The organism is Herbiconiux solani NBRC 106740 (genome assembly GCF_001571005.1).
Taxonomy (GTDB): Bacteria; Actinomycetota; Actinomycetes; order Actinomycetales; family Microbacteriaceae; genus Herbiconiux; species Herbiconiux solani.
This window is the reverse complement of the sequence record NZ_BCST01000002.1, coordinates 125619-138738: the sequence shown is the minus strand read 5'-3', so window position 1 is coordinate 138738 and position 13120 is coordinate 125619. Positions and strand designations below refer to the sequence as shown.

Annotated in this window: 15 protein-coding genes; 6 read left to right on the top strand and 9 right to left on the bottom strand. The window is 70.2% G+C overall.

Annotated elements, in window-relative coordinates:
* Nucleotides 1–106: 106 nt before the first annotated feature.
* Entirely contained in the window at nucleotides 107–541 is a 435-nt protein-coding gene (locus tag HSO01S_RS03910; protein WP_066039274.1) for a tautomerase family protein, read from the bottom strand.
* A 125-nt stretch (nucleotides 542–666) separates the two neighbouring features.
* Here HSO01S_RS03910 and HSO01S_RS03905 point away from each other — a divergent pair, with 125 nt between their 5' ends.
* Nucleotides 667–1287 (top strand): TetR/AcrR family transcriptional regulator, encoded by a 621-nt coding sequence (locus HSO01S_RS03905; RefSeq protein ID WP_084361280.1) that lies wholly within the window; start codon nucleotides 667–669, stop codon nucleotides 1285–1287.
* 14 nt (nucleotides 1288–1301) lie between these two features.
* On the opposite strand, the gene HSO01S_RS03900 is transcribed toward HSO01S_RS03905, so the two are convergent.
* A complete protein-coding gene (locus HSO01S_RS03900; RefSeq protein ID WP_066039273.1) occupies nucleotides 1302–1754 on the bottom strand; it encodes a MarR family winged helix-turn-helix transcriptional regulator in 453 nt (150 codons plus the stop codon).
* A gap of 53 nt (nucleotides 1755–1807) precedes the next feature.
* Between HSO01S_RS03900 and HSO01S_RS03895 the strand changes: the two genes are divergently transcribed.
* Complete coding sequence (locus HSO01S_RS03895) at nucleotides 1808–2557, top strand: alpha/beta fold hydrolase (RefSeq protein WP_066039272.1); 750 nt, start codon at nucleotides 1808–1810, stop codon at nucleotides 2555–2557.
* Between the two features lie 26 nt (nucleotides 2558–2583).
* On the opposite strand, the gene HSO01S_RS03890 is transcribed toward HSO01S_RS03895, so the two are convergent.
* Entirely contained in the window at nucleotides 2584–3144 is a 561-nt protein-coding gene (locus tag HSO01S_RS03890; RefSeq protein ID WP_066039271.1) for a VapC50 family PIN domain-containing toxin, read from the bottom strand.
* Nucleotides 3141–3593, bottom strand: coding sequence for an excisionase family DNA-binding protein (locus HSO01S_RS18980; protein WP_169799925.1), 453 nt, complete (start codon nucleotides 3591–3593; stop codon nucleotides 3141–3143). Before HSO01S_RS18980 ends, HSO01S_RS03890 begins: the two co-directional genes overlap by 4 nt.
* Nucleotides 3594–3707: 114 nt before the next feature.
* Between HSO01S_RS18980 and HSO01S_RS18975 the strand changes: the two genes are divergently transcribed.
* On the top strand, nucleotides 3708–4130 hold the full coding sequence (locus HSO01S_RS18975; RefSeq protein ID WP_066039269.1) for a hypothetical protein: 423 nt from the start codon (nucleotides 3708–3710) through the stop codon (nucleotides 4128–4130).
* Nucleotides 4131–4817: 687 nt separating this feature from the next.
* Nucleotides 4818–5147 (top strand): hypothetical protein, encoded by a 330-nt coding sequence (locus tag HSO01S_RS03875; protein WP_066039268.1) that lies wholly within the window; start codon nucleotides 4818–4820, stop codon nucleotides 5145–5147.
* 47 nt (nucleotides 5148–5194) lie between these two features.
* On the opposite strand, the gene HSO01S_RS03870 is transcribed toward HSO01S_RS03875, so the two are convergent.
* The 4 genes from HSO01S_RS03870 to HSO01S_RS03855 all read right to left on the bottom strand — a co-directional run bounded on the left by HSO01S_RS03870 (nucleotide 5195) and on the right by HSO01S_RS03855 (nucleotide 7762).
* Nucleotides 5195–5419, bottom strand: coding sequence for a hypothetical protein (locus HSO01S_RS03870; RefSeq protein ID WP_066039267.1), 225 nt, complete (start codon nucleotides 5417–5419; stop codon nucleotides 5195–5197).
* A gap of 317 nt (nucleotides 5420–5736) precedes the next feature.
* Complete coding sequence (locus HSO01S_RS03865) at nucleotides 5737–6366, bottom strand: mismatch-specific DNA-glycosylase (RefSeq protein WP_066039266.1); 630 nt, start codon at nucleotides 6364–6366, stop codon at nucleotides 5737–5739.
* 5 nt (nucleotides 6367–6371) lie between these two features.
* Entirely contained in the window at nucleotides 6372–6722 is a 351-nt protein-coding gene (locus HSO01S_RS03860; RefSeq protein ID WP_157078894.1) for a VOC family protein, read from the bottom strand.
* 32 nt (nucleotides 6723–6754) lie between these two features.
* Entirely contained in the window at nucleotides 6755–7762 is a 1008-nt protein-coding gene (locus HSO01S_RS03855; protein ID WP_066039264.1) for an LLM class flavin-dependent oxidoreductase, read from the bottom strand.
* A 192-nt stretch (nucleotides 7763–7954) separates the two neighbouring features.
* On the opposite strand from HSO01S_RS03855, the gene cofG reads away from it, so the two are divergent.
* Entirely contained in the window at nucleotides 7955–10411 is a 2457-nt protein-coding gene (gene cofG, locus HSO01S_RS03850) for a 7,8-didemethyl-8-hydroxy-5-deazariboflavin synthase CofG (RefSeq protein ID WP_245635880.1), read from the top strand.
* A gap of 53 nt (nucleotides 10412–10464) precedes the next feature.
* Nucleotides 10465–11997 (top strand): flavin-containing monooxygenase, encoded by a 1533-nt coding sequence (locus HSO01S_RS03845; RefSeq protein ID WP_066039602.1) that lies wholly within the window; start codon nucleotides 10465–10467, stop codon nucleotides 11995–11997.
* 158 nt (nucleotides 11998–12155) lie between these two features.
* Here HSO01S_RS03845 and HSO01S_RS03840 read toward each other — a convergent pair whose 3' ends face one another.
* Entirely contained in the window at nucleotides 12156–13118 is a 963-nt protein-coding gene (locus HSO01S_RS03840; protein ID WP_066039263.1) for an NAD-dependent epimerase/dehydratase family protein, read from the bottom strand.
* Between the last annotated feature and the right edge of the window lie 2 nt (nucleotides 13119–13120).

Below are 13120 nucleotides of genomic sequence, written 5' to 3'. Positions count from 1 at the left end.
GTTCCGTTGCGGGTCGGGCGTGAGGTCGGCGGTGCGGCTGCGCTGGTGGGCGGTATCGGTGTCGGTCGTGGCGGTCTCGACGGGGTGACAGGCGGCCGGCCCGCCGTCAGTTCCCGGCCTGCAGCCGGCCGATCTCGGCGCGGGCGGCCCCCACGATCTCGTCGTTGGTCTGCGCGTGTCCCCAGAGCCCCCATCCGCCCGGAACCGCCTCGGTCAGCAGCACCCAGGTGCGCTCGCCGAGCCCGGGGTCGCCCGCGGCGGCGGCGACGATCGCCGTGACCTGCGAGACGACGGCGAGCTGCTTCTCGCGATCGAGAGCGCCCGCGTTCGTGAGGACCTGCACGCGCACGTAATCCGTGTCGCCGTCGACGTTCGAGAGGTCGCCCGCCGGGAGCTGGTGGATGAAGGCGGCGGTGTTCTTGTGGAACATCGGGATGTCGGGCACCTCCTCGATCTCCTTCACGGCGGTGGCGAGGTCGATCGCGAGCTGGTGGGTGTCGGCGAACGTTCCGGTGGTGGCGTAGACGTCGATCATCGGCATGGTGGGGCTCCTTCGGGGTTGCGGTGCGCCCAGCCTGGACTATGCAGGTCGTCATAGTCAAGGGCGATTTATGATGGTTTTCATACCCGCCGCACGAATCGTCGCCGGCGGGGGAGAGGTCCGCCGTGGCGAATGACACCCGTCAGCAGATGATCGACGGCACCGTGCACCTGCTGGCGCGCGGTGGCCTGCAGCAGACCTCGTTCGCCACGGTGCTCGAGCGCACCGGCGCCCCGCGGGGGTCGATCTACCATCACTTCCCGGAGGGTAAGGATCAGCTGGTCTCGGAGGCGGTCGCCGCATCCGGAGCCCGTTCGATCGCGATGATCGAGGCCTGGCGCGGCGAGCCGGCCGACGTGATCGCCGAGCGGTTCTTCACGGCCTGGCGCTACCTCCTGACCGTGACCGAGTTCCGGGCCGGATGCGCGGTGCTGGCCGTGACGACCGCGACCGAGTCGGCCGACGTGCTCGGCGACACGGCGAAAGTCTTCCGTGACTGGCGTGCGGTGCTCGCCGAGCTGCTCGCCGAGGGTGGCCTGCCGGGTGCCCACGCAGACGGGATCGCGGCGATGCTCATCGCGGCGGCCGAGGGTGCGGTCGTGATGAGTCGTGCCGAGCGCCGCATCGACCCCTTCGACCTCGTGGCGGGGGAGGTGCTCGCCTACGTGCGAACCCTCGTCCCGCCCCCGTCCGCGCCTGCTCCCTCGAATGCGACGGGCGCAGAGAGCCCGACCGGCCCGGCCTAGTCGGGCGGCGCCGCCTAGTCGGGCAGTGCCGCCTGATCCGGCGATGCCGCGTCGGCCTGCGGGTCGGTGAGGGTTTGCAGGAGGCGGAGGAGGGTGGCGCGGTCGGGCTCGGGGAGGGGGGTGAAGAGGTCGTCGAGCACGTCGCCGGCGATCGCGTGACCGTCGGCGAGCACCTGCCGGCCATCATCCGTCAGCACGTGCTCGAGGCGCCGGCCGCGCCCGGCCGTCCGCGCGACCAGCCCGCGATCCACGAGTCGGTTCGCCAGGGTGCCGAACGCCTGATCGCTCTGGAACGTCACCACCGCGAGGTCGTGACCGGATGCCCCGGGCATCCGCTCGATCGCCCGCAGCGCATCCCACTGCACGAGCGAGACCCCGATGTCACGCAGGGCCGCATCCATCGTGCGGTGGTTGCGGTACTGAGCGCGCTTGATCGCCTGCCCGAGGAGTTCCAGTGGGGTCGCCATCGTGCTACCGTATCAACGTTCGTATATAAACATGTTGAGTTAGGCGGTACGCCATGAATTCCCTCCCCACCGACGCCCGGGTCGCACTCGTTCTGCACGGGGGCGGGGGGCCGCGGACCGTGGCGCCGATCGTCGCGCATCTCGAGCCGGCGTTCCGGGTCGTGGCGCCGACGCATCCCGGGTGGGACGGCACGCCCCGCCCTTCCGAGATCGATTCGGTCGCCGCTCTGGCGACGCTCTATCTCGATCGTCTGGTGGCCGATGGTGATCACGGCGTCGTCCTGGTCGGTTCCTCGATCGGAGGCTGGATCGCCCTTGAGATGGCGACGCAGGCCGCCGCCTCGCCGGCCGTCTACGCGGGCGTCATCGCCGCCGTGATCGACATCGACGGCGTCGGTGCCCTCGTCGATGGCGAGCCGATCGCCGACTTCTTCGCCCTCGATGCCCGTGGCCTCGCGGAGGTCGCCTGGCACGACCCCGACCGCGGCTACCTCGACCCGGAAGGCTTCACCGCCGAGCAGCGCGCGATCCAGGCCTCGAACGGCCAGACCATGGCCGCGATCGCGGGGCGCGGGATGAGCGATCCGACCCTGCTCGGCCGCCTCGCGACGATCGACGTGCCGACCCTCGTCCTCTACGGCGAGAGCGACCGGGTCGTCACCCCCGCCTACGGCCGCGCCGTCGCGTCAGCGGTCCCCGGCGCCGAGTTCGCCGAGGTCCCCGCCGCCGGCCACCTCCCCCACCTCGAGAACCCCGCCGCGACCTGGCTCCTCCTCGACCCCTTCCTCGCCCGCCTGCCCTGACGCGCGCGCCTCCATCGAAGCGCGAGTCAGTCTCGCGCGGGATCGAGGCGATCCGCGAGCATCGGCAATCCGGAGGCCTGCAGGCGTCTGACGAGTTCGGCGACTGTCCGGTGGGGATTCCTGGTCGCCGCTGAGATCCGATCGAGGGCCTCCGTGACGACCGCCGGGTCCTCATCGAATCGCTCGGTCAGGAAGGCATCGGGATGCTGCGCCACGACTCCCCGGGCACGCAGGGCGTCGTCGGGGAAATCCTTGAGGTTGAAGGTGACGATCACCTCCGCGTGCGCGTGCACCGCGGCGGCGAGCACGTGGCGATCGTTCTCATCCGGTAGCTGGAGTTCGTCGATGAGGTGTTCGAAGTCGCTGACCAGCACATCGCGGATGGCGTCGTTCATCAGCGAACGGGTTCGGATCAGCAGGCCGAAATCGAGATCGGGGCGGTCAGCGCGGAGGTTGCGGAATACCTCGTCGAGTATCAGGTCCGTCCATCGGGCGCGCACGGCGCCGGCGACGGCGATCCGAATGAGGAGATCGCGGAGGAGCGAGGGGTAGAGGACGTTCGCGTCATAGACCGCGGTGACGGTCACTGATCGATGCCCATCTCCTGACTCAGCTGCACGAGCGCATCCGCCGAGGTGTGCGCGCGGGCATCGTCCTGCGCCTTGAATTCCAGCAGGGATCCGGTGCTGATCCGCCGGTGCGTGCCCACCATCCGGTAGTCGATCCGACCCTCCTCGAGGAGTTTGATCAGATAGGGACGGGACACGTTCAGGACCTCGGCGGCCTGCACAGTCGTCAACTCCGAGTCTCTCGGCAGGACGCTGACGTGATGACCCGCGGCGAGATTCACGAGCGCAGCCATCACCACGTCGGAGAGTTCGGCCGGAATCTCGACCGGCGTCTTCTCGCCCGCGATCGAGAGGGCGACGACGTTCGTGCCGGGGGCTGCTTCGGCGGCACGCCTGACCCGCTCGAGTGCACGCTGCGCGACGCGCTCGGCCTCTGCTCCCGGGCCACCGCTCATAGCAATCGACATGCCACCAGTATCCCGCACCAAGTGCAATAGGTGCAATAAGTGAAGCGAAACATGTAGCTCAATAGCGCGCCCGGGCGGGCGACGTCGCGCTCGGGGGTGGGGGTTAATCGGGGGATGGACATCCTCGCGATCTGGGCCGGCACCGTCGGAGCGTGGCTGCTGTTCGCGGGGCCGCTGTTCCAGGGGTCGCTCGAACTGTGGGAGGTCGCCCGCACGGGTCCGGCGTGGCCCGACCGCAAGCGGATCGACAGGGCGCTCTGGCTGGTGCCGCCCGTCATGTACCTCGTGCAGCGGGCCCGGTTCCGGCGCGCGGGTTCGTCGGCGACGGCGGTCTCCACGGCGTTCGCGAGCCGCGCCACGGGGTGGTTCGGGGTGGCGGCCGGTGGGCTGCTCGTCGCGGTCAAGGAGACGTGGGAGCTCGCCGAGACCTACGAGCTCCCGGCTCTTGCGTACTGGGCGATCGTCGTCCTGGTGTCCCTCGCGAGCCAGGCGAACGTGACCATCCGGATGCTCCGCCTCAGCAGAGAGCCCGTTTAGTCCTTCGGAGTCGAGCCGGGCGTAACCGCGTCGGCACTGCCCCCGCCCGAGCTGCTCAGTGGGTGCCGCCCCTGCCCGTCGCCTCGACCGCGGCCACGTTGCATCCTGCGTCCTGCCTGCGATAGGCGGCGCCCGCGCCGGTGGCCCCGACCAGGGCGAGCCAGGCACCATCCTGCGGTAGCGAGCACGAGAAGCGCCGCCCGCGAGGGGCGCATGCCTATTCGGATGCCCACAAGCCTTGCGCGTGCAGGTCGGAGACCAGCGCGTCCGGGAATCAGTGATGCTCACGGCGGAACTACTCCGCAATATTGAAGCCAAATATTTCAACTGAGCACGTGAGTATAAGAGCCGGCAAGTCTGGCATCACCGGGCGAACGAGACTCTTTGTCTCGAATGTGATCCTAGACAACTGTAGATAAGAAGGTCTAACGTGGCCCCCAAACTAGGTACGGTGCCTACGGAGGAGGGAGCGTCATGAACAAGACCGCAACAAAGGGTGGGGCTCGACGCCGGCTATTCGCATCGTTGATGCTGGGAGCGTTGCTCGTCGGGGGATCAGTAGCTGCGGCCGCTCCTGCCTAAGCGGCAGTGATAGGCGTGTGCACTATGCAGGCCCAAAATCCGCACCCCTCTACTCACGTCGACGGCACTATCAATGGCGTTGGCACAGCGTCATGCTCAGTCGTCATGGACGAAATCTACGTGCACACCGTACTGGAACGCGCCGACGGCGCGACCTGGGCCGGAAACACGAATGACTACTACAACACCAACTACGAATCGAGCAATTCGGCGGCTCCGCGCAGCGCCGGCCCCGCGACCTTCCGTCTCCGGTTGAGCTACGTGCTTCGCGCACCAGCTGGCGTTGACCCGGCCTATGCGGCAAACACGGTGTACTCGCCCTGGATCTCGGTCGCTTGTGGCGCGTCCAAGTCGCTCACCCCCGATGAGCAGGCCGTCATCGAACAGCAGCTGTACCCGACCACCGAGACCGTGACCTTCGAAACTATTCAGTAGAACGTCAAAGCACCACCTGGCGCGGCCCCTCCTCGAGGGGCCGCGCGTTACTCGTTCGTCGTGAGAACCACCGTCTCCATCGAACCATCATCGTGAGCAGGCTGACCGTACAGTCTCGTAAATCGACGTCGCACCACCGTCTCGCCGTCGCGATTTTCCGCGTGGTCATCCCATTGAAGGAAGACCTCAACGCTGTCGGCAACTTGCGCCTCGGCCCAGGCGATCACCGCGTCAACGCCCGGAGCGTCGGAGACATCCCACTCGTCTACCATCCACGCGTTTTCCGGAGATGCGGGCCTCGTCCAGGCCCGCACTCGATATCGAGGAATCTCTCCGAAACGCACGGAAACGGCGTCGAGGGGTTCCGCTTGAGACACGTCCATGATGCTCCTAGGTTCTGAGTAGATGAGAGCCTCGACGGCCCTGTGCCGGACCGGGAAAACTCGGCTACGTCCCGCTACTTCTGTCGCCTGCTCATGACCCTATGGCAGTCCCCCTGGCACTACAACGCAGGTGGGTGGGCTCGGATTTACCTGATGAGATGCGTAGGCGATCGGACACTCGAAGCGACAGCGGTGACGACGACGATTCAGCCGCGACCGGCTCGGCGAAGCGGATGCACCGCGATGCCCGCCGCGACCGCGGCCTCTCGGTACGCGGCCGCGAGTGACGCCACGGACTCGTGCGCGTTGAGGCCGCTCGGGTTCGGGACGACCCACAGCTCCGCCCCCTCGAGGCCGTCGGGCTGCCGCCCCACCAAGGCCCGCGGCCGCGCGAAGGCGACGCGGAAGCTGGTGATGCCGAGCATCGCCACGACCTTCGGCTGCAGCGAGCGCACGCGCGCCGTCAGCGAAGCGGCGCCGTCCTTCAGTTGCAGCGCGCTCAGCTCGTCGGCGCGGGCGGTGGCGCCCTCGACGAGCGTGGTGATCCCGATGCCGCGCGAGATCAGCTGGTCGCGGTCTTCGTCCAGAAGCCCGTCCGACGCGTCGATCACCCGATCCACGATCCCCGCCTCGAACAGCGCGGGGTAGAACCGGTTGCCCCGCCGGCCGAACGGCGCTCGCACTGCGGCGCTCCAAAGGCCCGGGTTGATGCCGACGAACAGCAGTCGTGGGTGCTCGCCCACCACGTCGGGAACGGGCTGCCCCCGGTACCCCTGCAATTCATCCCGAGTGAACGAGACGGCAGCGGCAGCGGCAGGTGCGGCGTCCGGATCCATCGTCCTCAGCCGAGCTCGGTGACGAAGCCGATCGCGTTGCCGTCGAGGTCGGTCAGCTCGAAGAACTCAACGACCCCCTCGATGCGCTGCACCTCGGTGACCCGCAGCCCCTTCGACGAGAAGCCCTGCTGCACCGCCGAGGCGTCGTCGACGCTGATGTTCACCGAGATGCCCTCCTGGCCCGCGAGCCGGGGATCGGCGGCCAGCTGCAGCCAGAACGCGCCCAGATCGAACTCGACGAGGCCGTCCATCGGAACCTGGTCCGCCTCACCGAGGTCGAACGCCGCCTGGTACCAGGCGATGGCGGCGGGCAGGTCGCGGACGGGGACCCCCACGGTCACGGCTTTCGCTCTCATGCCACCACGGTACTGAATCTCCGGCTGTCGCCCTAGGCCGCGACGCGGTCGTGCGCCTGGGCCAGCAGCTCGACCGAGCGGAGGCGGGCGGCGGTCGCGAGCGACGCGTGCGCCACGATGACCTCGTCGACCTGGGCCGCGCGCGCGAAGTCCTCGACGTAGTCGGAGACGTCGGCGCCCGTACCGATCCCGGTGTACGTGGTCATGCTCTGCACGTGCGCTCCGGCCGGCGTGGTCAGCAGGTAGTCGAGCTCGTCGTCGCCGAAGGTGCGCTCGAGCGAGACGCGGCCGCTCTGGCGCAGCAGCATCATCAGCCGGGCGCGCTTGACCTGCACGAGCTGCTGCTCCGCATCCTCACGGTCGTCGGCGGCGATCGCGTTCACGCCGGCAATGACATACGGATGCTCGAGCTGCGCCGACGGGGTGAACTCGCGACGGTAGGTGGCGACCGCGTCGTGCAGCGCATCCGGAGCGAAGTGCGAGGCGAAGGCGTAGGGCAGCCCGAAGGCGGCCGCCAGGCGGGCCCCGAACAGCGACGACCCCAGGATGTACAGCGGCACGCGCGACCCCGCACCCGGCGTGGCGTTCACGCCGGGTATGCGGGACTCGCCCGCCAGGAAGCCCTGCAGCTCGAGCACGTCGTCGGGGAATCGCTCCGAGGAGGCCGGATCACGGCGCAGCGCCCGGAAGGTCGCCTGGTCGCTGCCGGGCGCGCGGCCGAGCCCCAGGTCGATGCGGCCGGGGTGCAGCGCCTCGAGGGTTCCGAACTGCTCGGCGATCGTCAGCGGCGCGTGGTTCGGCAGCATCACGCCACCGGCGCCGAGACGGATGCTCGAGGTCTGCGCGGCCACATGGGCGATCAGCACCGCGGTGGCGCTCGACGCGATCGACGGCATGTTGTGGTGCTCGGCGTACCAGACGCGGCGGTAGCCGTTCGCCTCGGCCTTCTGCGCCAGGGCGACGGAGGCGGCGAAGCTCTCGCGCGCCGTCTCGCCGGGTGCGATCGGGGCTAGGTCGAGAATCGAGAGGGGAACAGTCATCTAAAGGACAACGCGCACACCGGGCTCCGTGTTCCCGGCTCGTTCCCGCTACCATCTACCCGGTCTCCTGCTGCCGCAGCGACGCCTCCCAGCACCGGCGGGTAAGCTGACTGCACTTGAGATTCGGGCCTGGATTTGGGCTCGCGGCATCCGATCAAATGCCACCCCTCCGTCGAGCCCGAAAGCTGCGCCGTGACGTCCACCGAATCCTCTGCCGTTCCTTCTCCCCGCGAAGCCCTCGACCTGATCGAGGGCGGCGAAGCCGTCTCGCTTGCCACGGCCACCGCCCTGATGGGCGCCCGCGGTGACGACCTCGAGCGGATGCTCACCCGCGCATCCGAGATCCGCGACGACGGGCTGCAGCGGGCCGGGCGCCCCGGCGTCATCACCTACTCGAAGAAGGTGTTCCTGCCGATCACGCGGCTCTGCCAGGACCGCTGCCACTACTGCACCTTCGTCGACACCCCGGGCGGCCTCGCGAAGAACGGCATCACCACCTTCATGGAGCCCGACGAGATCATCCAGATCGCCCAGGTCGGCGCGGGCATGGGCTGCAAGGAGGCGCTGTTCACGCTCGGCGACCGGCCCGAGAACCGCTGGCCGGCCGCCCGCGCGTGGCTCGCGCGCCACGGCTACAGCTCGACCCTCGACTACGTGGCGGCGATGGCCCAGCGGGTGCTCGACGAGACCGGCCTCATCCCGCACCTGAACCCGGGCGTGATGTCGTGGAACGAGCTGCAGCGGCTGCGCCCGCTCGCGGGCTCGATGGGCATGATGCTCGAGACCACGGCGACGCGGCTCTGGTCGGAGCCGGGCGGCGCGCACTTCGGCTCACCCGACAAAGACCCGGCGCTGCGGCTGCGGGTGATCGAGGATGCCGGGCGTTCCCGCATCCCGTTCACCTCGGGGGTGCTGCTGGGCATCGGCGAGAACCACGCCGAACGTGCCGAGGCCCTCTTCGCGCTGCGCGAGCTGCACGAGCGCTTCGGGCACCTGCAGGAGACGATCGTGCAGAACTTCCGCTCGAAGCCGCGCACGGCGATGCAGAACGACCCCGACCTCGGGCTCGACGAGTACATCGCGGCCGTGGCCACGGCTCGCCTGATCATGGGCCCGGATGCGACGGTGCAGGCGCCGCCGAACCTCACCGACCTATCGGAGCTGGGCCTCCTCCTGCGAGCGGGCATCAACGACTGGGGCGGGGTCAGCCCGCTCACCGCCGATCACGTGAACCCCGAGCGGCCCTGGCCCGACATCGACCTGCTCGCCGAGCTCACCGGCCACGGGGGCTTCACGCTGAAGGAGCGGCTCACCGCCTACCCCGAGTACCTCGGCGACGCCGACCGGTGGCTCGACCCGAACGTGACCCCGGCGCTGCGGGCGCTGATGGACCCGGCGACGTTGCTCGCGGACGAGTCGGCGCGGGTCGCGCCGCGGGGTTCGGCGGTGGCAGGTTCGGAAGGCGCCGCTCGCGCTGGCGGCGCCATCCGCACCGGCCGCGTCGGCAGCGACCTCCGTGCCGCTCTCGACGCCGCGGCCCGGGGCTCCGGCGACGCGATCAGCGACGACCACGCCATCCTCCTGCTCGGGGCCCGCGGCGAAGCCCTCGACGAACTCGTGCAACTCGCGGATGCGGCGCGCGAGACGAGCGGCAACCGGGCCGTCACGTACGTGGTCAACCGCAACGTCGACACGAGCCTGCTGAGGATGGGCGACGAGAGCGACGACGGCGACGAGGGGGACGTGCGCGACGAGCGCGATGGATCCCCGGCGAAGCCCGCCCGCGAGCTCACCCTCGACCTGGTGCAGGAGCTCGCCGCCGAGGCGGCCGCGCTCGGCGCCAGCGAGCTCTGCCTGCAGGGCCGGCCCGCGGCGCATCTGCCCGGCACGATCTACCTCGACGTCGTGCGCGCGATCCGCGATGCGGCACCCGAGTTGAGCATCCACGGCTTCCGCCCCACCGAGCTGCAGGACGGCGCCCGCCGCACCGGCCTCAGCCTCCCGCGCTACCTCGACGAGCTGCGCGAGGCAGGTCTCGGCAGCGTGCCCGGCACGGCCGCGGTCGTGCTCGACGACGGCGTGCGCGCGCTCTACAGCCAGGGTCAGCTGCCGCCGGCCGCCGAGTGGATCGCCACCATCGAGGCCGCGCACCGCGCCGGCCTGGGCTCCACGTCGACCCTCGTCTTCGGCCACGTCGAGACGCCCGCCCAGATCGTGGCGCACCTGCGGACGCTCGCCGCCCTGCAGGAGCGCACGGGCGGGTTCACCGAGTTCATCCCGATGCCGTTCGTGCCCGGCGACGCTCCTCGCGAGCTGGCCGCCCTGGCGGGTCGCGGCCCCTCGCCCGAGGCCTCCCGCGCGGTCATCGCGGTCTCCCGGCTGCTGCTGGCCGGCCGGATCGACCACGTGCAGGCCGCCTGGACCAAGCTCGGCCTCGGCACCACCGGCCAGGTGCTCCGCGGCGGTGCCGACGACATCGGCGGCGTGCTCCTCGACGGCTCGATCTGGCCCGAGGCCGGTCCCGAGGCGCGCCTCACGCTCACCGACGCCGACGTCGAGTCGCTGGCCCGTGCATCCGGTCGCCCCGCCCGCCGCCGCGACACCGCCTACCGGCCCCTCGCGGAGGCGCCGGCCGTGGCCGGGCGATGACAGCGGCGTCGCCGGCACCCTCGCCGGCACCGTCGGGCCGGCAGCACGCGCCGGTGGCGGATGCCCCGTCGGGCCGGCAGCACGCGCCGGTCGCGGATGCCCCGCCGCGCGAGGTCGACACGATCGTGGTGGGGGCCGGCATCGCGGGCATCGCGGCCGCGGCCCGGCTGCGCCGCAGCGGCGTCACCGACGTGCTGGTCGTCGAGCGTGCCGACGACGTGGGCGGCACCTGGCGCGACAACGTCTACCCGGGCGTGGCCTGCGACATCCCGGCGCACCTGTACTCGTATTCGTTCCGGCCGAACCCGGGGTGGAGTCGTCGGTTCGCGCCCGGGTCCGAGATCCAGGAGTACCTGCGGAGCGTGGTGCGCGACGAGGGTCTGACCCCGCAGCTGCTGCTCGGCACCGACGTCATCGACATGGCCTGGGACGACGACGCAGAGCGCTGGCGGCTGTCGACCAGCCGGGGCGGGCTGGTCTGCCGGGTGCTGATCCTCGCGGCGGGCCGGCTCTCCGAGCCCGTGATCCCGCAGTTGCCGGGGCGCGAATCCTTCGTCGGCCCGGTGATGCACAGCAGCGCGTGGATGCCCGGGTCGGATTTCGCGGGCGCGCGGGTGGGCGTGGTCGGCACCGGGGCATCCGCTGTGCAGTTGGTGCCGCGGCTGGCCGAGCAGGGCGCCGAGGTGACGGTGTTCCAGCGCTCTGCGCCGTGGGTGGTGCCGCGGGCGGATGCGCCGATCCCGTCGTCCGCGCGCGCGGCCTTCGCGAGCGACCCGGCGGCGATGCAGGCGCACCGGGAGTCGCTCTTCCGCGAGTTCGAGGCCGGTCACGCCGCCCGGGTCGCCGACGGACCCGAGCGGGAGTCGCTGCGGCAGCTGGCCCTCAGCCACCTTGCGGCCCAGGTGTCCGACGAAGCGCTGCGCGCCCGCCTCACCCCCGACTACGAGATCGGCTGCAAGCGCGTGCTGCTCTCGGACGACTGGTACCCGGCCATCGCGTCGGGCGCCGTCGCCCTGGAGCCCTCGGCGATCGTGGCGCTCGAGGGCGGTCGCGCCGTGGCGGCCTCCGGTGCCCGCCACGAGGTCGACGCCCTGGTCTTCGCCACCGGCTTCGCGGCGACGCGTCCTCCGTTCGCCGACCGGGTGCGCGGCCGGGGCGGGCGCCTGCTCGCCGACCACTGGGCCGAGGGGATGACGGCGTACGCGTCGATCCTGATGGCGGGCTTTCCGAACCTGATGGTGCTCGACGGCCCGAATGCGGCGCTCGGCCACAACTCGGCCTTCGCGATGATCGAGGCGCAGGCCGAGCTCGCCGCAACGCTGGTCACGCGGATGCGCGCCGAGGGCGCGGACGTGATCGAGGCGTCGCCGCTTGCCGAGCAGACCTGGACCGCCGAGCTCGACGCCGCTAGCCGCGGCACGGTCTGGCTCAGCGGCTGCCGCTCCTGGTACGTCGACGACCGCAGCAACCGCCTCACCCTCCTCTGGCCCGGCAACGCCACGGCCTTCCGTGCGGCGCTCGGTGCCGTGGGCGAGCAGCCCCTGCCCCTCCCGTCGCCCGTCCCTGCGTCAGCCCTGCAGAGCTAGGCCGCGAGAGGCGCGATCCTCACCGCCCCTCAGGCCGACAACGCCCGAACCGTGAAGACCACGAGCAAGATCGCTCCCATCACGAGGGAGCAGCAGCCGACGGCCGTCATCCCACGAACACTGACGTTCTGTGACTGCTGGCGAGGGTTCCAGCCGCACTACCGAAGGTCGAGGAGGACTTCTTTCTCTTCGCGCGGGGTGAGACCGGACCGTCGCTGTCGATCCATACCGCGGAAGCGCTCGTCGGCAAGCACGTCGGTCACCGTGTCCTTCCACGGTCGCACCCGTCCCCCCGCGTTCCGGAAGGCGCGGCCGGAGCGTTGCGCGAATGCCGCATCCGAGAGCGGAAGCCACAGCGGAAGAGACCGTGGGCCCGCCCAATAGCGCACGCCACGTGCGAGCAGCACATCATCCTCGACCTCGACTGATTCACCATCGAACTCCGTGACCTCGGCCACGGTGCGGAAGAAGTCCGCCATGGGCAGAGCATCTCCCACCGCATTGACGATGCCGACCCGCTCCGCGTGCGCCGCTCGTGCGATCCAGGCAGCCAGGTCGACCACGTCGATGACCTGAACGAAGCGATCCTCGGTCGTCGGTACCAAGACCGGTCCACTCCGGCCGAACCGTGCCGGCCAGTACCCGAACCGGTCGCTCGGATCCCCAGGTCCGACGATGAGCCCAGGCCGCACGATCAGAAGGCGCGGCCCGAGTTGGGCAGCGGTGGCACGCTCTGCGGTAACCTTCGCGTCGGCGTACTCCGACACATCAGACGGCTCCACGAGGGTAGCTGATTCGTCAGCGCCCGGCTCATCGTTGCGGGCGTAGACGGAGACGCTGGACACAAGGGTCCAGTGAGCCGCAGTGTGCGCAAGCGCCTCGAGCGCGGTCTCGACGAAATCGGACTCGTACGCGAGCTCTATCACCTCGTCCCAGTCGCCGCGGACCTCGTCGTATGCACCAGTGGTTCGACGGTCGACCCGCACCAGGCGTGCGCCGTTCGGGACAGCACCGGAGTCTCCTCGAGCCAGGCACGTGACCTCGGCGCCCTCCGCGATCAGGTCACGGACAATCGCTCGTCCCAGCCATCCAGTTCCACCCAGCACCAAGACTCTTCGCATTC

Coding starts and splice junctions, on each gene's coding strand:
- HSO01S_RS03910 (WP_066039274.1), bottom strand. CDS start 541: ATGCCGATGATCGACGTCTACGCCACCACCGGAACGTTCGCCGACACC.
- HSO01S_RS03900 (WP_066039273.1), bottom strand. CDS start 1,754: ATGGCGACCCCACTGGAACTCCTCGGGCAGGCGATCAAGCGCGCTCAG.
- HSO01S_RS03895 (WP_066039272.1), top strand. CDS start 1,808: ATGAATTCCCTCCCCACCGACGCCCGGGTCGCACTCGTTCTGCACGGG.
- HSO01S_RS18980 (WP_169799925.1), bottom strand. CDS start 3,593: ATGTCGATTGCTATGAGCGGTGGCCCGGGAGCAGAGGCCGAGCGCGTC.
- HSO01S_RS18975 (WP_066039269.1), top strand. CDS start 3,708: ATGGACATCCTCGCGATCTGGGCCGGCACCGTCGGAGCGTGGCTGCTG.
- HSO01S_RS03875 (WP_066039268.1), top strand. CDS start 4,818: ATGGACGAAATCTACGTGCACACCGTACTGGAACGCGCCGACGGCGCG.
- HSO01S_RS03870 (WP_066039267.1), bottom strand. CDS start 5,419: ATGGTAGACGAGTGGGATGTCTCCGACGCTCCGGGCGTTGACGCGGTG.
- HSO01S_RS03865 (WP_066039266.1), bottom strand. CDS start 6,366: ATGGATCCGGACGCCGCACCTGCCGCTGCCGCTGCCGTCTCGTTCACT.
- HSO01S_RS03860 (WP_157078894.1), bottom strand. CDS start 6,722: ATGAGAGCGAAAGCCGTGACCGTGGGGGTCCCCGTCCGCGACCTGCCC.
- HSO01S_RS03855 (WP_066039264.1), bottom strand. CDS start 7,762: ATGACTGTTCCCCTCTCGATTCTCGACCTAGCCCCGATCGCACCCGGC.
- HSO01S_RS03840 (WP_066039263.1), bottom strand. CDS start 13,118: ATGCGAAGAGTCTTGGTGCTGGGTGGAACTGGATGGCTGGGACGAGCG.